General features: G+C 72.2%; 15 protein-coding genes and 1 pseudogene. 7 read left to right on the forward strand and 9 right to left on the reverse strand.

Annotated elements, in window-relative coordinates:
* Positions 1–51: 51 nt before the first annotated feature.
* A complete protein-coding gene (locus ACIOHC_RS14560) occupies positions 52–645 on the forward strand; it encodes a TetR/AcrR family transcriptional regulator (protein WP_389637158.1) in 594 nt (197 codons plus the stop codon).
* Between the two features lie 178 nt (positions 646–823).
* Here ACIOHC_RS14560 and ACIOHC_RS14565 read toward each other — a convergent pair.
* A pseudogene (locus ACIOHC_RS14565) lies at positions 824–1739 on the reverse strand (LysR family transcriptional regulator).
* Between the two features lie 74 nt (positions 1740–1813).
* Between ACIOHC_RS14565 and ACIOHC_RS14570 the strand changes: the two are divergent.
* Together ACIOHC_RS14570 and ACIOHC_RS14575 are read left to right on the forward strand one after the other, a co-directional pair.
* Positions 1814–1978: a hypothetical protein gene (locus ACIOHC_RS14570; RefSeq protein ID WP_351074878.1), complete on the forward strand. Its 165-nt coding sequence runs from the start codon at positions 1814–1816 to the stop codon at positions 1976–1978.
* A gap of 57 nt (positions 1979–2035) precedes the next feature.
* Positions 2036–6691, forward strand: coding sequence for a HEAT repeat domain-containing protein (locus ACIOHC_RS14575; protein WP_401842902.1), 4656 nt, complete (start codon positions 2036–2038; stop codon positions 6689–6691).
* A 108-nt stretch (positions 6692–6799) separates the two neighbouring features.
* Here ACIOHC_RS14575 and ACIOHC_RS14580 read toward each other — a convergent pair whose 3' ends face one another.
* On the reverse strand, positions 6800–8026 hold the full coding sequence (locus ACIOHC_RS14580; RefSeq protein WP_351074882.1) for an acyl-CoA dehydrogenase family protein: 1227 nt from the start codon (positions 8024–8026) through the stop codon (positions 6800–6802).
* A gap of 8 nt (positions 8027–8034) precedes the next feature.
* Positions 8035–9057 carry a phosphotransferase family protein gene (locus ACIOHC_RS14585; RefSeq protein WP_365690932.1) on the reverse strand — a complete coding sequence of 341 codons (1023 nt, stop codon included), beginning with the start codon at positions 9055–9057 and terminating at the stop codon, positions 8035–8037.
* A 152-nt stretch (positions 9058–9209) separates the two neighbouring features.
* Here ACIOHC_RS14585 and ACIOHC_RS14590 point away from each other — a divergent pair, with 152 nt between their 5' ends.
* Together ACIOHC_RS14590 and ACIOHC_RS14595 are read left to right on the forward strand one after the other, a co-directional pair.
* Positions 9210–10499 (forward strand): glucarate dehydratase family protein, encoded by a 1290-nt coding sequence (locus ACIOHC_RS14590; protein WP_365690933.1) that lies wholly within the window; start codon positions 9210–9212, stop codon positions 10497–10499.
* 68 nt (positions 10500–10567) lie between these two features.
* Positions 10568–11512 carry an NADP-dependent oxidoreductase gene (locus ACIOHC_RS14595; RefSeq protein ID WP_365690935.1) on the forward strand — a complete coding sequence of 315 codons (945 nt, stop codon included), beginning with the start codon at positions 10568–10570 and terminating at the stop codon, positions 11510–11512.
* A gap of 27 nt (positions 11513–11539) precedes the next feature.
* Here ACIOHC_RS14595 and ACIOHC_RS14600 read toward each other — a convergent pair whose 3' ends face one another.
* From ACIOHC_RS14600 to ACIOHC_RS14625, 6 genes are all read right to left on the reverse strand, one after another.
* Positions 11540–11851, reverse strand: coding sequence for a DUF202 domain-containing protein (locus ACIOHC_RS14600; RefSeq protein WP_351074888.1), 312 nt, complete (start codon positions 11849–11851; stop codon positions 11540–11542).
* Positions 11848–12243 carry a DUF202 domain-containing protein gene (locus tag ACIOHC_RS14605; RefSeq protein ID WP_351074890.1) on the reverse strand — a complete coding sequence of 132 codons (396 nt, stop codon included), beginning with the start codon at positions 12241–12243 and terminating at the stop codon, positions 11848–11850. The genes ACIOHC_RS14600 and ACIOHC_RS14605 overlap by 4 nt, the downstream gene beginning before the upstream one ends.
* A 55-nt stretch (positions 12244–12298) precedes the next feature.
* Positions 12299–12820 carry an NUDIX domain-containing protein gene (locus ACIOHC_RS14610; protein ID WP_365690937.1) on the reverse strand — a complete coding sequence of 174 codons (522 nt, stop codon included), beginning with the start codon at positions 12818–12820 and terminating at the stop codon, positions 12299–12301.
* Positions 12821–12883: 63 nt separating this feature from the next.
* Positions 12884–13657, reverse strand: a complete 774-nt coding sequence (locus tag ACIOHC_RS14615; RefSeq protein ID WP_351074894.1) for a glucose 1-dehydrogenase — start codon at positions 13655–13657, stop codon at positions 12884–12886.
* A 29-nt stretch (positions 13658–13686) separates the two neighbouring features.
* Complete coding sequence (locus ACIOHC_RS14620) at positions 13687–14316, reverse strand: helix-turn-helix domain-containing protein (RefSeq protein WP_351074896.1); 630 nt, start codon at positions 14314–14316, stop codon at positions 13687–13689.
* A 71-nt stretch (positions 14317–14387) separates the two neighbouring features.
* Entirely contained in the window at positions 14388–15281 is an 894-nt protein-coding gene (locus ACIOHC_RS14625; protein WP_351074897.1) for a DMT family transporter, read from the reverse strand.
* Positions 15282–15485: 204 nt separating this feature from the next.
* On the opposite strand from ACIOHC_RS14625, the gene ACIOHC_RS14630 reads away from it, so the two are divergent.
* On the forward strand, positions 15486–17141 hold the full coding sequence (locus tag ACIOHC_RS14630; protein ID WP_401842906.1) for an FAD-binding dehydrogenase: 1656 nt from the start codon (positions 15486–15488) through the stop codon (positions 17139–17141).
* A 277-nt stretch (positions 17142–17418) separates the two neighbouring features.
* The gene (locus tag ACIOHC_RS14635) at positions 17419–19161 is read left to right on the forward strand and encodes an acyl-CoA dehydrogenase (protein WP_351074914.1); all 1743 of its coding nucleotides are present in this window, start codon (positions 17419–17421) and stop codon (positions 19159–19161) included.
* Positions 19162–19305 lie beyond the last annotated feature (144 nt).

The following is a 19305-nucleotide window of genomic DNA, read 5'->3' on the forward strand; positions in this document are numbered from 1 at the left end:
GCCCCACGCACAGCACGGATTCGCGCACGGTACGGAAGGAAGGTGGCGGCAATGGCCAAGGCGACGGACGGGGAGACGCCCCCCGTCCCTCAGCGGCTGCTGGCCGCCGCCACCCGGCTCTTCGCCGAGCGGGGCTACGACCGGACCTCCGTCCAGGAGATCGTCGAGGCGGCGGGCGTCACCAAGGGCGCCCTCTACCACTACTTCGGTTCCAAGGAGGACCTCCTCCAGGAGGTCTACGCCCGGGTGCTCCGGCTCCAGCAGGAGCGCCTCGACGCCTTCGCCGACGCCGACGCCCCGGTCGAACAGCGTCTGCGGGACGCCGCCGCGGACGTGGTCGTCACGACCATCGAGAACCTCGACGACGCCTCGATCTTCTTCCGGTCCATGCACCACCTCAGCCCGGAGAAGAACAAGCAGGTGAGGGTCGAGCGACGCCGCTACCACGAGCGCTTCCGGGCCCTGGTGGAGGAGGGCCAGCGCAGTGGAGTGTTCTCCACGGCCACCCCGGCGGACCTGGTCGTCGACTACCACTTCGGCTCGGTCCACCATCTGTCGACCTGGTACCGCCCCGACGGCCCGCTCAGCCAGCAGGAGGTCGCCGACCACCTGGCCGATCTGCTGCTGCGTGCCCTGCGCCCCTGAGAGCCTGTCGGGTGACCTCGGACCGGATGGCGGACGCGGTTTGGTGCGTGCGATTCCGAGGTGGAGGAGGGAGTCGACGCGGAGCGTCGGCGACCGACGACATCGCGGGAAGCGTGCGTGCCGGGGCGTGGCCGCCCGGTCGGAGGTCACCCGACAGGCTCTGAGGGCTCTCCCGTAATCACCCCCGTCCGGGTCGGGCCGGGCTCGCGTCGCCGGTGCCCGGGGCCCGTCCGGTGGTCAGCCGGCCGAGGAGCGCCTCCGCCGCCGGATTGCGCGGGCGGGGCGCCCGCCCCGCGAGCACCACCGTCCGCCGGGGTTCCGGCTGGCGGATGCTGACACACGGCAGTCCCGCGTCCTCACCGATCCGGCGCGGCACGATCGCCACCCCGATCCCGGCCCGTACGAGTTCGACGAGCAGCCGGATCTGGGTGACGTCACAGGTGATCCGGCGCTCCAGGCCGCAGTGCGCGGCCAGCCGCCGCACCGCGGACTCCAGACCGGTGCCCGCGCGGAAGTCCACGAACGGCTCGTCGGCGAGATCCTTGATCAGGGTGCGTCCGGCCGCGGCCAGCCGGTGACCCGGCGCGGTGATCAGCACCAGGTCCTCGAGCCAGGTCGCGAACCCGGCGATGCCATCGGGGAGTTCGGCCGCGTCCGGCGCGACGAAGGCGAGGTCCGGCTCACCGGCCCGCACCCCTGCGACCAGCTCCGGCGTCGTCGCCTCGCGCAGCGAGATCTGTACCCCCGGCCAGAGCCGGTGGTACGCGGCCAGCTCGGACGCCAGGTCCACGCAGGTCAGCGTCTGGATGGTGCCGATACGCACGCGTCCGGTCCAGCCCCGACACGGCGGCCACCGCGTCCCGCCCGGCCTGGGCCCCGGCGAGCACCGAGCGGGCCGACGGCAGCAGCGCCCGGCCCGCCTCGGTCAGGATCACCCGCCGGCCGGTCCGGTCGAACAACTCGGCACCCAGCTCCCGTTCCAGGTTGCGCACGGATGTGCTCGGCGCGGACTGGACGATCAGCTCCGCACGGGCGGCGGTGAACGTGCCGTGCGTGACCACCGCCATGAAGTGGCGGAGCTGGCGAATCTCCATCCATCCACGATATCGATGACAGTCGGCTGAACCATCTGTTGGACCGACCTCCGGAACGGGTCGAAGCTGGTTGTATGACTCACATCCAGCGGTCCGCGCACGTCCCCGCGCTCTGGGCGGCGGCCTACGGCCCGCGCCACGGACCGCCCGTCCGCCTCGCCGCCCGGTGCCTGTTGCGTGTGAGAGCCTTCGCACGCGACCTGGCCCTGGCGGATCACGTGCCGTTCGGCGGCTACTGACGGCGCAGAGGCGAATTCCGTTGGTGGGCCCGTGAACGACCCGGTTAGCATCCGACGGTGAAGACGCCGGGAGACGAACAGTTCCACGACGCCGTCCGCAAGGCCGACGTCGGCCGATTGTCCCGGCTCCTGGACGCGCACGACTGCTCGACGACGGTGCTCGGACAGCTGATCCGGCACGAGGACCCCGGCATGCGTCATCTGGGGGCGGTCCTGCTCACCGAACGCGTCGCCGCGGGTCTCTCCGACGACGCGGAGACGGCCGAACTCGCCGCTCTGCTCCCGGTGTCGCTGATGGGGCCGCCGGAGGCGGATCTCCTCCTGGCAGGGCTCCACGAGCGGCTCGGCCCGCGGCTGAAGGACCGGCCCCGCCCGACCTGGCGCACGGCCGGGCCACCGGTACGGGTGAGGATCGCGTGGCTGCGCGCCGAACTCCTCGTCGAGCCTGCGGTGATCCGTGACGAAGCCCCGGGCGAACTCCTCTACCAGGCGGTACGGGAGGCGGACATCACCGGTGCGCACCGGCCGGCGCGCCTGGTGGGCGAACTGGCGGACAGCGGCGATCCGGTGCTGCAGGCCGAGGCGCTGCGGCTCGCCCGGCAGGGGCTGCACGCCGGACTGCTGGCTCCCGCGCTGGTCCGCGAGGGCCTGATCGGCCTGCTCGGCGCCGACAGCGACCAGGTCGTCGCCGACGCGCTGGGCGAACTCGCCGAGCCGTGGGCGGCGGTGGAGCCGTTGCCGCTGGGACGCCTCACCGCGTTTCTCGCCGCCGGTCCGGTCCGGACGAGCCCCGCGGTGGCCGATGCGGCCCTCACGGCCGCCGCTCGCCATGGCCACAAGGATCTGCTGCGCCGGGCCGTCGCCGATCCGGACCTTCCGCCGCGACTGCGCCGACGGGGCATGGAACTGCTCGGCGATCTGGCGGACCGCGACGACATCGGTGGACTCGTGGCCGTCGCCGCGGACGACCCCCTGTTGTTCGGCGGACCGGCGATGGCCTGTCTGCGCGGACTGCACCGGCGCGGGCACTTCGTGGACGGTCCGGACGTCGCGGCCGTCATCGGCCTGGCCCTGTGCGACCACTCGATTCCGCCCGGAGAGGTCGCGACGATCCTGTACACCTGCCGGAAGCAGGTGTTCGGGCTGCTGACGGAGGCGATCGCCGACGATCCGGGCCGGTCCCGACGGCTCGCCCTGCTGGTGGCCCTGGCCGGGCAGGGCACGGGCGACCTCCCGATCGGCGAGGCGATCACCCGTGCGCTCTCCTCGACCGCCGTCCCCGGTCCGTTCCTCGAAGCGATCCGTGCGCTGCGCCACGCGGACGCCGAGGACGCCGTGCTCGCTGTTCTGCCCTCGGCCCCCGCGGCGGCCCTGGAGGCCCTGGAGGCCATCGGCGGGCAGCGGACGGTACTGGCCCTGCGAGAAGGACTGGGCCTGGGCCCGGCCCGGGACGTCGTCGCGCCCCATCTGCGCGCCGTACGCCACCGTGCTCTCGAACTGCTGTGGCAGCTGACCCGGGACCCGGAGCAACGGCACGATCTCCTCCTGCGCCTGGACCCCGCCGACCTGCCGGCGCGCATCGCGGCCGGCCTCGGCGGCCCGGACGAACGCGAACCGGCCCTGCTGAGCCTTCGTCCGGACCCGGACGAGCCGATGGCGGCGCTCCGCAGGCCGGCGGCCCACGCCGGCCCCGGCACCCTGCCCGTCGTCGCCGATCTGCTGCTGCGCGTCGTGACCGACCTGGCGGCGTCGGCGGATCGGGAACACGGACGGCCGGGCGGTGAGCCCGTGGTGCCGCAGGAGGCCCTGGACGCCGTGCACGCCCTCGGCCGCCGACTTCACGAGAGGGGCGCGATCCGGCCCGTCTGCCTGCTGGACGCGGCGGACGCGCGAGAGGCCGGTCACGCACTCGTCGCGACCACGGCGCTGGATCTGCTGGACCGGCCCGGTCTGTCCGACCGCGAACAGGCGATCCTGCTCGAACTGCTGCGGCGGGCCCCCTGGGCGGGCACCCGCGCCCGGGTGCACCGGTTGCTGCGCCACCGCGACCGGCATGTGCGCAAGCACGTCATCGCCCTGCTCGCCCGCGACGCCGACGGCGAGGACGCACAGGCGTTGTCGGCCGGCCTGATCGCGCTCACCACCGCCCAGGACATCCAGACCGTCCGGCAGGCCCTCCTGGCCCTCGGCCACGCACGGGCCCACTGGGCGTCCACCGCGATCGCCGCCTGTCTCGGCCGTCCGAACATGAACATCAAGAAGACCGCCGCCGAGGCACTGGTCCGCGCGGGCACCCCGGCGGCACTGCCCGAACTGCTCTTCCGGCTCGGGCACCACGACAACCCGGGGCTGCGTGGAGCGCTCGTCGCCGCCCTGCGCGCCGTCCTCGGCGACGCCTACGCGGCGACACTCCTCGCCGCCGCCGAGCACAGCCGGGACGACCGTACCCGCGCACTGCTGCTGGTGGGGCTCGACGGCGCGCTCACGGCCCGGTCGGTCCTCGCGCTGGACGACCAGGCATCACCGGTGGCGGCCGGCCTGCTCTCCCTGGTGGCCGAGGGGCGGGTGGGTCTGGCCTCCGGAGAGGTGAGGGAACTGGCGGTACCGCTGGCCAGGCACGGGATCACCGCATCGCCCGACGGCCGACGGCCGGTGGCGGACACCGCGGCGGAGCGTGACATCAGGGCGCTGATGGAAGGCGGTTGGAGCCCCTCGGTGGCGCTGCGCGTCGTGGAACGGGACGCGCCGCCGTGCCCCGAGCGGCTGAACGACCTGCGGCCGATGCTCGCCGACTGGCTCCGCCTGGCCGGTTCCCGGCCCGCAGTGCGGGACAGGGCGGTGCGGTTCGCGCTGCGTGTCTGCCCCGCACCCCGCACGGCCGGGGAACTGGTGGTGTTCGCCCGGTCCACCCCGGTCCTGCTCGACGCGCTCGCGGACGCCCGGGACGAGGACCGGCACGACCTGCTCGCGGTACTCGAAGCGGTCGCGCCGGAACTGACGGCGGCCGGCCGGCCGGTCGTCGTCGCCGCGATACGGGCCCTGCGCCCCGCACCCGCGACGCCCGGCCGGTCCACGCTGACGCTGCTGCGCGGCCTCGGCGCGGTACTGGTCCGCACCGACCTCGACCAGGCACTGGCGTCGGCCCGGCTCGACGCCGCCCCCCGGCGGGCCGGGACCGCCGTGCTGAGGGAGGCGTTCGCGGTCCCCGAGTCCGCCACCGCGGGCATGTCGGCCCGGGCGCGGGCATGGCGGGCGGCGCTGGACGCCACGGTGCGGGACCCCGGCGCACTGGAGGAGTTCCGCCGACGGGACGACGGCACGGTCGGCTCACGGGACCGGCTGAACGCGCTGATCGAGGTCCACCACGGCGCGGCCCCCGACGTCCGGGCCGCGCTGCTCGACTGGATGACGGCGCTCCAGCCCCTCGACGCACCGCCCTGGACCATCGTGGAGACCGCCCGCGCCCCCACGCCGCCGCCCCGGCAGGTGCATGTCGACGATCTCGACCAGCCCCGCTCGACCGCGTTGCGGGAACGCCTGCTGGACATGCTGGAGTCGACCCGCCCGGAACGCAGGGAGACCGCCGCCCTGGCACTGGCGAAGTGGCCCGAGCCCGAGACCCGGCTGCCGGTGCTTCGCGCGTTCCTCCGGGGGCGCGTCGACATACCCGTCGGCGCCGACCTCGCCCGCGCACTGGATGCCGTCGGCGAGGCGGAGCTCAGAGGGGACGACATCCTGCGCGACCGGGTGGCTCTCGTGGCCTCGAAGCTCGACCCGTGGGCACTGGAACCGCTCGTACCACTGCTGCTGGAGTGGTGGGAACAGGCTCCGCCCACCGCCGGACCCGCGATCGGCCACACACTGCGCGCATACCCCGCCGACGCGCTCGCCAGGGCACTCGGCGACCGTCTCGACGCCGGGGCCTGGGGCTTCCTGGACCTGCTCCTCGGCCGCGGACTGCTGCGGACCCCGGCGCTCACGCGGACCTGTCGCCGGCTTCGCGCCGAGGGACGCGACGAACTCGCGGACCGGCTCCTGCTCGTCGACGGTCCGCTGCGCGCCCCGGACGCCGTCCCGCGGGACGAGGCGGCTTCGGCAGCGCTCCGCGATCGAGCCGCTGCCGCGCCCGCCGGAGCCCCGCGCCGCCCGTCCCGGCGGGAACTGCTCGATCTGGCCCGAACCGGTACTCCGGAACAGATGGGCCGGGCCCTCACGGAACTGGCCGAGGCGCATGCGGGCCCGGCGCCGGACGAGGATCCCGGACTGCGCGATCTGCTCGCGGAGTTGCTGACCCATCCCCGGGTCGGGGTCCGTCTGCGTGCCCACCGCGCCTCACGGACGATGCTGGACCGGCGGACCCACCTGGGTCACACGATGCTCCTGCTGGACGACCCCCGTCCGGACGTGACGCGCACGGCGATCCGCACGCTCTGCCACGCCGGCTGGGAGCCCGCGATCCCCGCCGTGACGGCACTGCTCGCGCACCCGCACCCCGTCGTGCGCAGGACGGCGGCCGAGGGGCTGGCCGGGATGGGGGCGGCGGCGATCCCGGCCCTCCGCAGGGCCGCCGCCCGCGCCCGCCCCGACAGACGCTCCCTCTACACCGACGTCCTCGACCGGATCGGACGATCGGGCCCGTACGGCAACACCCCGGACCCGTCCGGCGGCGACGCGAGGCGGTCCGGCAACGACCGGAGCCCACGCGGGGATTGAGGACGATCGGTCACGAAGGGGCCCGGCGCCGAGCGCCGGGCCCGTCCGGCGATCGCGGACCGGGCGGCAACCGGGCGGGCCCCCGCACACCCCGCGCCGGGCCACCGCCTACATGTACCGCTTGATCTCGCGCCGTGCCAGCGACCGCTGGTGGACCTCGTCCGGTCCGTCCGCCAGCCGCAGCGTCCGCGCCGCCGCCCAGAGTTCGGCCAGCGGGAAGTCCTGGCTGACGCCGCCCGCGCCGTGCAGCTGCACGGCCCGGTCGAGGATGTCGACCACGGCACGCGGAGTGGCGATCTTGATGGACTGGATCTCCGTGTGCGCGCCCCGGTTGCCCACCGTGTCCATCAGCCACGCCGTCTTCAGGACGAGCAGCCGCAACTGTTCGACCGTGACCCGCGCGTCCGCGATCCAGTTCTGTACGACGCCCTGCTGGGCGAGCGGCTTGCCGAAGGCCGTACGGGACACCGCCCGCCTGCACATCAGCTCGATCGCCCGCTCGGCCATGCCGATCAGGCGCATGCAGTGGTGGATGCGGCCCGGCCCCAACCGGGCCTGGGCGATGGCGAAGCCGCCGCCCTCCTCGCCGATCAGGTTCGCGGCGGGCACCCTTACGTCCGTGAGAACGACCTCGGCGTGACCGCCGTGGTAGTGGTCCTCGTAGCCGTACACCCGCATGGCGCGCCGCACTTCGAGGCCGGGGGTGTCGCGCGGGACCAGGATCATCGACTGCTGGCGGCGGACGTCGGCGCCGCCGGGGTCATCGGCGGTCGCTGTCTTGCCCATCACGATGAAGATCCGGCAGTCCGGGTTCATCGCCCCGGAGATGTACCACTTGCGGCCGTCGATGACGTAGTCCTCGCCGTCCCGCACGATGCGGGTCTCGATGTTGGTCGCGTCCGACGAGGCCACTTCGGGCTCCGTCATCGCGAAGGCCGAGCGGATCTCCCCGGCGAGCAGCGGCTCCAGCCACTGCTTCTTCTGCTCTTCGGTGCCGAACTGGAAGAGCACCTCCATGTTTCCGGTGTCCGGGGCCGCGCAGTTGAGTGCGGTCGGGGCCAACTGCGGGGAACGGCCGGTGATCTCGGCGAGCGGTGCGTACTGGAGATTGGTCAGCCCGGCACCGTACCCGGCGTCGGGGAGGAAGAGGTTCCACAGCCCCTGCCGTCGCGCCTCGGCCTTGAGGTCCTCGACGATCCGCGGGGTGTCCCACGGGGAGGCCAGCTGTGCGCGCTGTTCGTCCGCGATCCTCTCGGCCGGGTGGACATGCTCGTCCATGAAGGTGAGCAGCTTGGCGCGCAGCTCCTCGGTACGGGCGTCGAAAGCGAAGTCCATGGGGGTGATCAGCCTTCCTGGAGGGTCGTGAGGCCGTGCTCGATGAAGACGGGGACGAGGTCGCCGATGCGGTCGAAGCCGGTGCCGACGGTCCGGCCCAGGGTGTAGCGGTAGTGGATGCCCTCCAGGATCACGGCGAGCTTGAACCAGGCGAACGCCGTGTACCAGGAGATGGCGGAGGTGTCCCGGCCGGAGCGCGCGGCATAGCGCTCGATCAGTTCGGCGGGAGCGGGGTGGCCGGCCGCGCCGCTGGTGGTGGAGACCGGGGACTTCTCCAGGCCGAGGTCGGAGCTGTACATCACCAGCAGGCCGAGATCGGTCAGCGGGTCGCCGAGCGTCGACATCTCCCAGTCGAGGACGGCCTTGATCCGGTCGTCGGAGCCGATCAGGACGTTGTCCAGGCGGTAGTCGCCGTGTACGACGGTGGGTGCGGGGGAGCCGGGCAGCTCACGGCCGAGCGCGGCGTGCAGCGCGTCGATGCCGGGCAGTTCGCGGTTGCGGGAGGCGTCCAGCTGCTTGCCCCAGCGGCGCAGCTGCCGATCGAGGAAGCCCTCGGGGCGGCCGAAGTCGCCGAGCCCGACGGCCCCGGGGTCCACGGCGTGCAGTTCGACCAGGGTGTCGACGAGGCCGAGGACGGCCTCCCGGGTGCGTGCGGCGCCCAGCGGGGAGAGCTGCTCGGTCGTGCGATAGGGGGTGCCCTCGACGTACTCCATGACGTAGAAGGGCGACCCGGTCACCGAGTCGTCCTCGCAGAGGAGCACCGGTTCGGGCACCGGAACGGCCGTCGGGTGCAGGGCGCTGATGACCCGGTGCTCGCGCTTCATGTCGTGCGCGGTGGCCAGCACATGACCCAGCGGCGGCCTGCGGACGACCCAGCGGCCGGCACCGTCCGTGACGACGTACGTCAGGTTCGACCGGCCGCCCTCGATGAGCCGGGCTTCGAGCGGTCCGTGCACCAGGCCCGGCCGCTCGCGGTCGAGATGTCCGCGCAGCCGGTCGAGGTCGAGACCTGGCGGGTGGACTGGGCTCATCGTGCACACCTCCGGGGTGAAAGACGGTCGGTGTTCATGATGCCGACCAGTCGGTATGTCGTCCAGCGAACTGCCCGGATCCGGTGGAGGGACTTCGGCCCGGCGCGGCCCGGCGTCTGGTGTCGAGTCGCATCCCTGAATATGGTTCATGTATGAAACCAGATCTCCTGATCGAAGATGTCCGGCTGACTCCGATCCTGATAGCCGACCCGCCCCTGCTCAACACCCAGGGCGTGCACCAGCCGTACACCCCGCGGCTCATCGTGGAAGTCGTCACTCGCGGGGGAGCGACCGGTGTCGGAGAGACGTACGGGGACGGCAAGTACCTCGAACTCGCCCGGCCGCTCGCCACCGCCCTCGTCGGACGCCCGGTCAGCGATGTGAACGGCCTGTTCGCACTGGCCGAGGCGGTGTGCGGTGATTCACGCGCGGCCGACGAGCGTGTCGACGCGGGCGGTCTGCGCGGCGTCCAGACCGCCGACAAGCTCCGGCTCTCCGTCGTCTCCGGCTTCGAGGTCGCCTGCCTGGACGCGCTGGGCAGGTCCCTCGGCCTGCCCGTGCACGCCCTGCTCGGCGGCAAGCTCCGCGACGACGTCGAGTACAGCGCGTACCTCTTCTACCGCTGGGCCGCTCACCCCGAGGGCGGCGAACCGGACGACTGGGGCGCCGCCGTCGACCCGGCCGGAGTCGTCGCCCAGGCCCGGCGCTTCGCCCGCGAGCACGGTTTCACCTCCTTCAAGCTCAAGGGCGGCGTTTTCGAACCCGACCGGGAGATCGCCGCGATCCGCGCGCTGGCCGAGGAGTTCCCCGGCCGACCGCTGCGCCTCGACCCCAACGGTGCCTGGTCGGTCGCCACCTCGCTGTACGTCGCCGAGCAGCTGAGGGACGTACTCGAATACCTGGAGGACCCGGCGAGCGGCACGGACCGGATGGCCGAGGTCGCCGCCGCCACCGACGTACCCCTCGCCACCAACATGTGCGTGACGACCCTCGCCGAGGTCCCGGAGGCCTTTGCCCGCGGCGCCGTCCAGGTGGTCCTCTCCGACCACCACTACTGGGGCGGGCTGCGCCGCACCCGCGAACTGGCCGGGATCTGCCGCACCTTCGGCGTCGGACTCTCCATGCACTCCAACACCCACCTCGGCGTCAGCCTCGCCGCGATGACGCATGTGGCGGCCACCGTCCCCAATCTCGACTACGCCTGCGACAGCCACTACCCCTGGCAGACGGAGGACGTCATCACCACCCGCCACGTCTTCCGGGACGGCCGGCTCACCGTCTCCGACGCGCCCGGACTCGGCGTGGAGCTCGACCGCGATCGGCTGGCCGTGCTGCACCGGCGCTGGCTCGACGACGACGGCACGATGCGCGAGCGGGACGACGAGGCCGCGATGCGCAAGGCCGAGCCCGGTCGACGCGCCCCCTCGGTCCCGCGCTGGTGACGGAGCGGTTCCCCGGGGCGCCCACGGCCTGAGTTGCGGGTGCCCCGGCCCGCGTCGAGGGTCGATACATGAAGGCGATCAGCTACAGCAGCTACGGCGGGGCCGAGGTCCTGGAGTACGGGGAACGGCCCGATCCCAAGGTCGGTCCCGACACCGTCCTGGTGAAGGTGCGGGCCGCGGCGGTCAACCCGGTCGACTGGAAGGCCCGTGAGGGCCACCTCGACTCCGGTCTGGACGCCGTGTTCCCGGTGATTCCGGGCTGGGACGTGTCCGGTGTCGTGGTGCAGCCCGGCATCGCCGTCGACGAGTTCGCGGTCGGCGACGAGGTGATCGGCTATGTGCGGGAGGACTTCCTCTGCCGCGGTACGTTCGCCGAGTACGTCGCCGCACCCGTGCGCACCCTCGCCCGCAAGCCGCTGAGCCTGAGCTTCGAGGAGGCGGCGGGCCTGCCCCTGGCCGGCCTCACCGCGTACCAGGTGCTGCACCGCGCCCTGCGGATCCGGGACGGCGAGACGGTGCTCGTCCACGCGGCGGCGGGCGGCGTGGGCTCGCTCGCCGTCCAGCTCGCCCGCCACATGGGCGCCCGTGCGATCGGCACCGCGAGCGAACCCAACCACGACCATGTCCGGGCGCTCGGCGGGGAGCCGGTCGCCTACGGGGAGGGCCTCGCCGACCGGCTGCGGGCACTGGCCCCGGACGGTGTCGACGCGGCGTTCGACACCGTCGGCGGGGAGGCGCTCCGCGTCAGCGCCGAAGTGCTGAGGCCCGGCGGCCGGCTGGCCTCCATCACGGACGCCGAGGTCCTCTCCTACGGCGGCCGCTACGCCTTCGTACGCCCGGACGCCAAGGATCTCGCCCACCTGGCCGAACTGGCCGAGCAGGGCGTCGTCACGGTCCATGTGGACCGGGTCTTCCCCCTGGAACGGGCGGCGGACGCCCACCGGCTGAACGAGCAGGGGCGCACCCGGGGAAAGATCGTCGTCACCGTCCCCTGGGAGACGCCGGAGCTCTGACCGCTCCGGGGTGCCGGGCCCCGGAACTCAGAACAGCGTGGCCGCGGCGAACACCGCGAGCGCGACCGTGCACGCCGCCGCGGTCAGCGCGCCGGGCGCCGGGAGCGGCCGCGGCCGTGCGGTCCTCATCCCCAGCACCCGCCGGTGCGCCACGATCAGGAAGCCCAGCCAGGCCAGCGCGCTCAGCGACACGGCGAGGATCCCGACCGGTGTCGCGCCGCCGCGCAGCGCCTGCCGGACCGCCAGCAGCGCGACCACCGTGCAGGACAGCGTCGTACGTCGCCACGCCAGCCTGGTCCGCTCGGGCTGCAGCCCGGGATCGCGCCCGCCGTCCGTCACCGGCCCTCCCAGCCGAAGAGGACCACCACCACCATCGCCACGGCGACGACGGCGACCGCGAGACCCAGCAGCGACGGGAACCGGGAGACCGGCAGATCCTCCCCCCGTCGCATCGCCCGCTCGCACCGCACCCAGTGATTGACCGCCCGCAGCGCGCACAGCACACCGGCCGCCAGCAGCGCCAGCGCCAGCCCCGCCCGTATGCCCCACGCCAGCTCCGGCAGGAACTGGTCGACCGCGAAACCACCGCCGATCAGCGCGAGTGCCGTACGGATCCAGGCGAGGAAGGTGCGCTCGTTGGCGAGCGAGAACCGGTAGTCGGGGGTGTCGCCCTCTTCGCGGACGCGCTGCGGCGCGAACCAAAGGCGCAGGCTCTGTACGAAATCGTTCACGCGTGAACCCTACGATCCGGTGGACGACGGAGAGCGGATCAGCGAGCGGCCGGCCTCAGGAGGCTGTTCCGCCCGCCCGGAAGGCGCGCAACCGGTGGTACGTCTCCAGACCGTCCGGCACCCACTCCCAGTCGCCGAGGCGTGCCGCGAGCTCCGCGTCGGTGAGGTAGGTGTGCCAGGCGACCTCCTCCGCCTGCGGGTTCACCGGCAGCTCGCACCGCACCTGGTAGACGTGGCTCCACCAGGAGTGCTCCGCGCTCTCGTAGAGGAACTTGAACAGTGGCTCGGGGCGGGGGAGGCCGAAGACGCCCAGCTCCTCCTCGGCCTCCCGCAGTGCCGCTTCGTCGTACGACTCGCCCGCCCCGACCACCCCGCCGACGAACATGTCGTAGTGGGACGGGAAGACCAGTTTGGTAGGGGTCCTGCGGTGCACGAACAGCCGGCCCTCGGGGTCACGGACCTCGATGAAGACGCAGCGATGGCGAAGGCCCCGCGCGGTTGCCTCGCCGCGCGGGGCCTGCCCCACCACCACGTCGTTCTCGTCGACGATGTCCAGGATCTCGTCAGAAGGAGTCATGCCGGAAGGAGTCATGCCGGAAGGAGTCATGTCCCCCATCCAACATCGGACCACCGGTGGTGATCACTGACCCATGACGTACTTCACGGTCGGGCCCGTGGTCCAGCCGCCGTCCACGGCCAGCTCGGCACCGGTGATGTACGAGGCGGCGTCCGAGAGCAGGAAGGCGACCGCCTCCGCGATCTCCGTGGCCTCACCGACGCGGCCCATCGGGGTGTTCGGGTAATTGCCGTCGCCCTGCTGAATGCCGACGGACGCGGTCATCGGCGTGTGGACCATGCCCGGGTGCACGGAGTTCACCCGTATCTTCGCCGGGCCCAGCTCCACCGCGCCGACCTTCGACAGACCGCGGACACCCCACTTCGAGGCACCGTAGCTGGAGGTCAGGGCGAGGCCCATCAGCCCGGCGGCCGAGGAGATGTTGACGATCGAACCGCCGCCGTTCTCCTTCATCACCGGGATCACCGTCTTCATGCCGATGAAGACGGCCGTCAGGTTGATGTCGATGACCTTGCGGAAGTGCTCGACCGTCTCGGTCTCCAGCGGCTGACCGGTCGATACGCCGGCGTTGTTGACCAGGCCGTCGATCCGCCCGAACTCGGCGACGGCGAACTCGGCGACGCGCTCCCAATCCGTCTCGGAGGTCACGTCGTGGTGGAGGAAGCGGGCCCGCGCCCCGAGCGCGGCTGCGGTGGCGGCGCCCTCCTCGTCGAGCACATCGGTGATCACGACATCGGCGCCGCGCGCCACGGCGAGACGGGCGGCCTCGGCGCCGAGGCCGCGGGCGCCGCCGGTGATGACGACGGTCTTGTCGCTGAGCTTGTTCTGGTCGGTCATGACACGGTCCTTCGTGTGGTGCGGGTGATTCACGCGTCGCCCGGTACGGGCGCGTGCAGGAAAGCGGTGGTGGTCTCGACGAGATCGGCGAGGAAGAACTCCTCGCCGGTCAGCGACCGGGTGCCGTCCAGGCCCTGGCGGGCGCGGTCGGCCAGCGCCGCGCCGATCAGGGTGAGCGCCAGATCCAGACGCTCCAGGCGCACGGGTCCGGGCAGAGCGCCGAGGCAGTCCCCGACGCGTCCGATGAGCCGCCCGTAGGCGGTGCCGTCCAGGGCGGCGTGCAGCCGGCCGGTCCGCAGCCCGGTCTCGTGGCTGAGCTGCGCCGAGATCCGCAGGCAGCGGCGGCCCCGGTCGTCGGCGAGCAGGCTCGCCTCGGCCGTCACCAGCGCGGTGAGCAGTTCCCGTACACCGCAGTCCGCGGCCAGTTCGTCGAGCAGCGGTGCGATCACCCGTTCGGTACGGGCCTGCCGCCCCTCCATCACCGCGTCGAGCAGCCCGGCCCGGGAGCCGAAGTGGTACTGGACCGCGGAGGGGTTGCTCTGCCCCGCGAGTCGGACGATGTCCCGCAACTGGGCGCCGTCCGTGCCCTGCGCGGCGAAGACCTCCTCGGCCGCGCGGATCAGCTTGCCCCTGGTCTCTGTCCCTGACGTTCTCGCCATGGGGGCCACTCTAATGCTGGCCATTATTAATAACCAGGGTGGTCACCCCTCTGTGACCGGACAGACGTCGCTCAGTTCGGCTGGAGGCTCTTCTCCCGGCGTCCGCCCACGGGCCCCTCCGGCATCGCCGGATGCAGTCCCAGCAGGACGATCCCGACGACGATCGCCGCGAGGCCGGCTGCCTGCCAGGCCAGCGCGCCGGCGTCGGTGCGCAACCGGTCGCCGAGGAAGCCGACCCCGCAGGCGATGCCGGCCAGTGGCTGGGACGCGGTCAACGGGGGCAACGAGACCCGCAGCGGGCCCGTCTCGAACGCGCTCTGCACCAGCAGCAGCCCCGTCACCCCCAGCACCACCACCCCGTACGGCTGCCACGACGTCACCAGTTCCATCCAGCCCCCTGCGGACAGGTGCTGGCCACTGAGCCGGGTGAGGGCGTCCTGGAGTCCGTACAGCAGTCCGGCCGCCACCGCGAGCAGCGCCGGGGCGGCCCCGGACTGCGAGCGCTTGGCGAAGGTGGTGAGCAGCAGGGCCGCGCCCACCACCGCGCCGATCACCAGCCAGTGCCGCAGCGGATCGGTCACCGCCTCGCCGCCCCTGGGCTCGCCCGCCAGCAGAAACGCGGTGACCCCGCCGGCCAGCAGCCACAGCCCGGACCAGCCCTGGCGGCCGAGCCGCTGCCCGGTGCGATGGCGCGACAGGGCCATCGCGAAGAGCAGGTTGGTGGCGAGCAGGGGTTCGACGACGGACACCTCGCCCTTTCCCAGAGCCAGGGCGCCCAGCACCATGCCGCAGACCATCAGCCCGATACCGGCCAGCCAACTCCGTACCCGCATGAGGTCCAGCAGCAGCCGGAAGGAGAGATAGTCGCTCCTCGGCGCGTGGGAAGCGGCGTCCTGCTGGAGGACGAAGCCGAACCCCAGACAGCAGGCGGCACTCACGGCGAGTACGAGAACCAGCACCGACACGCTTCTACCTCAAGTCAGGTCAGAAGTGGGTGATTCGTATCGACGATAGCGCCTGCGCCCCAAGGGTGCGGCCGGAGTGCCGCCGACCGGGCGGTTGACGCCGCAGCGGCCGGTGCAGAGGATCTGACGCACGAGTAACTTCCGGCGTCCGAGCCGGACCGCCCTCGTGGCCGTGACCGGATCGCCCCGAAAAGGATGGAACCCATGGCGTACGACGCTGATGTGATCGTTGTCGGGGCAGGGCTCGCGGGGCTGGTGGCCACCGCCGAGCTGGTCGACGCGGGCCGGTCGGTGATCCTGCTCGACCAGGAGCCCGAACAGTCGATCGGAGGCCAGGCGCACTGGTCCTTCGGCGGCCTCTTCCTCGTCGACTCGCCCGAGCAGCGCCGGCTGCGCGTCAAGGACAGTCATGAACTGGCCCTCCAGGACTGGCTCGGCACGGCGGGCTTCGACCGTGAGGAGGACCGCTGGCCACGGGAGTGGGCCGAGGCGTACGTCGACTTCGCCGCCGGCGAGAAGCGTTCCTGGCTGTACGCCCAGGGGCTGCGGCTCTTCCCCGTCGTCGGCTGGGCGGAGCGCGGCGGCTACGACGCGAACGGCCACGGCAACTCCGTGCCCCGCTTCCACATCACCTGGGGCACCGGTCCCGGCGTCGTCGCCCCCTTCGAGCGCCGGGTCCGCGCGGGCGTCGCCAAGGGCCTCGTCCAACTGAAGTTCCGACACCGGGTCACCGGCCTCGGCCGCACCGCGGGCACCGTCGACACGGTGACCGGCGAGATACTGGAGCCGAGCGCGGCCGCCCGCGGCACCGCGTCCAGCCGGGTGACGGCCGGCACCTTCGAGCTGAGGGCCCAGGCGGTGATCGTCACCTCCGGCGGCATCGGCGGCAACCACGACCTCGTACGCAAGCAGTGGCCCGGCCGGCTCGGCACCCCGCCCGCGAAGATGCTCTCCGGCGTCCCCGCCCATGTCGACGGACTCATGCTCGGCATCGCCGAGGAGGCCGGCGCCCACCACATCAACCGCGACCGGATGTGGCACTACACCGAGGGCATCGAGAACTGGAACCCGATCTGGGCCAGGCACGGCATCCGGATCCTGCCGGGGCCGTCCTCGCTCTGGCTGGACGCCCACGGCAAACGGCTGCCGGTCCCGCTCTTCCCGGGCTTCGACACCCTCGGCACCCTCGAACACATCATGAGGTCCGGCCACGACCACACCTGGTTCGTCCTCGACCGGAAGATCATCGGCAAGGAGTTCGCGCTCTCCGGCTCCGAGCAGAATCCCGACCTGACCGGGAAGTCCGTCCGCGACGTGATCGGCCGGGCCCGCGCGGACGTACCGGCCCCGGTGCAGGCGTTCATGGACAACGGGGTGGACTTCGTCGTCGAGAAGGACCTCGGCGCGCTGGTCCGCGGGATGAACGCGCTCACCGACGAACCGCTGATCGACGAGGCCGGACTTCGCCGCGAGATCACCGCGCGCGACCGCGAGATCGCCAACCCCTTCACCAAGGACCTCCAGATCACCGCGATCCGTGGGGCCCGCGCCTATCTCGGCGACAGGCTGATCCGTACGGCGCCGCCGCACCGCATCCTGGACCCCGAGGCCGGTCCGCTGATCGCCGTGCGGCTCAACATCCTGACCCGCAAGTCGCTCGGCGGGCTGGAGACGGATCTGTCCTCCCGGGTGCTCACCGAGGACGGCACGCCCTTGCCCGGCGTGTACGCGGCGGGGGAGGCGGCCGGGTTCGGCGGCGGCGGGATGCACGGCTACCGCTCGCTGGAAGGGACCTTCCTCGGTGGCTGCATGTTCTCCGGCCGCGCGGCGGGCCGGGCGGCGGGCCGGGCGGTGGGGTAGGGCACGCGCATCCCTGGAGCCCCGGCTTCCGGAACCTCCCGGCTCACTGGGCATCGGCCGGGTGGGGGCCCTCACCCATTCCCTGGTCCGAGCAGGGTTACCGGGACCTCGAAGTGAGCAGATACCGTCATCTGAATGATCTCAATCGTGTTGATCATCACGCCGTGATGACCGAACGTATGAGCTAGCGTTCCGAAGCGTGATCAAGAACTCGCTCTCCTCCGACCAGGCAGCTTCAACCGCTGCGGCGCTGAAACGGGCGCTGTTCGGCGAACAAATGGAGCAATTCCACGAGCCCTGGCGCAAGCTGTTCAGTACTGAACCGTTCCGGTTCAGGGAAGGGCTGTCGCCCGACGAACGCGCCGCGCTGTCCTACGAGCGTTTACACCTGATCAACGACGCACTCGACAGCCCCGAGGACTTCGTGGTCGACGTGGAACGACTCGCGGCACTCCACGAGTGGGTCGGCCCGGTGGACGCGGGACTCGGAACAGTGGCGAGCATCCACTACAACCTCTTCCTCGGCAGTCTCCTCGACCACACGGCGGGCCCGGACCGTGATCTGCGGGAGTTCGCCGAGCTGCGGCGTACGGGAACGTTCCTGTGCACGGAGGCGGGGCACGGCAACAGCGCCGCGCAACTGGAGACCACCGCCACGTACGAACGGACCACCGGCGAGTTCGTGCTGAACACCCCTCATGCGGCCGCCCGCAAGTTCATGCCGAACACCAGCCCCACCGGCGGTCCCAAAACCGCTGTCGTCGCCGCCCGCCTCATCGTGGACGGCAAGGACCAGGGCGTCTTCCTGTTCCTCACTCCGCTCAGCGACGACGCCGGGCTCCCGATGCCAGGGGTCGAGATACGCAGGCTGCCGCAGACGGCAACTGCCCCCGTCGACCACTGCGTCACGTCCTTCGACCATGTCCGGCTGCCGCAGGAAGCGCTTCTGCAGTCCGATCACGGAGCTCTCACACCGGAAGGCGTCTTCACCAGTTCGATCGGCAGCCCCCGCAAGCGCTTCCTGCGCTCCATCGGCCGCGTCACGACCGGCAAGCTCTGTATGAGCGGTTACAGCCTCGGTGTCACGCGCCACGCGCTCGCCGTGGCCGTACGGCACGCCCACACGAGGCAGACTTCCGGCGTGTCGGCCCGTGGCAGCGTTCCGCTGTTCGCCCACCGCAGCCACCACACTCCACTCCTCGACGCCATCGCCACCACCTACGCCGCGACGCTCCTGCACCGCGCCGCGGTACGGCAGTGGGCGCAGGCAACGGAATCGGAGCGGGAGAACGGTGAGCGGTTCGCAGCCATAGCCAAGGGCTGGATCACCTGGCGGGCCCGCGCCGTCATGACCGAGTGCCGCGAACGCTGCGGTGCGCAGGGGCTCTTCCTGGCCAACGGAATCGCGGGCCAGTTGGCAGCCAACGAGGGAACCATCACGGCGGAGGGCGACAACCTCGTCATCTGGGTCAAGGCGGCCGGCGAGATGCTCCTCGGGCACTTCACTCCGAAGGCGTCCCATGACGCGGCGCCCGAGGACCGCGAGCTCGACGATCCGGTCTTCCTCCAAGACCTGCTGGCGGACATCGAGCGCATCTGGCATCAGCGTGCGCGTACGCGTCTGCGCAGCGGAAAGGCCGGCGACCCGCTCAACCGATGGAACACCACCGTCACACCGGCTCTGGAACTGGTCGACGCCTACGCACACCGCCAGGCCGCACAAGCCCTGCTGGATGCCGCCGCCCAGGCTGCTCATCCCGAGGCGGCGCGCCAACTACGCTTGCTGCACCGTCTGTTCACCCTGCGCCGCGTCGCGGCCCACAGTGGAGATCTGCTCGCGGAGGGGCGCCTGACCAGTGATCAGGTGAGGCAACTCCCCGACGCGGCCGAGCGTGTCGTCGAGGAGCTCGCACCCCAGGCCGTGACCCTCACGAACGGATTCGCCGTCGTGGACGAGGTTCTCCTCGATCACCCGATCAACCGTCCTGAAGGGCTCGAAGGCAGTCCGCCGGCCCTGTGAGAGCCTTCGCGGACCGGTCGGCAGAGGGCCGATTCGGCGCGGTGGGGGGGGGGGGCGGGGGGGCCGCCCCCCCCCGGGGGGGGGGCGGCCCCCCCCCCCCCCCCCCCGGGCGCCGCCCCCCCCCCCCCCCCCCCCCCCCCCCCC

The organism is Streptomyces sp. NPDC088252 (assembly GCF_044740965.1).
Lineage (GTDB): Bacteria > Actinomycetota > Actinomycetes > Streptomycetales > Streptomycetaceae > Streptomyces.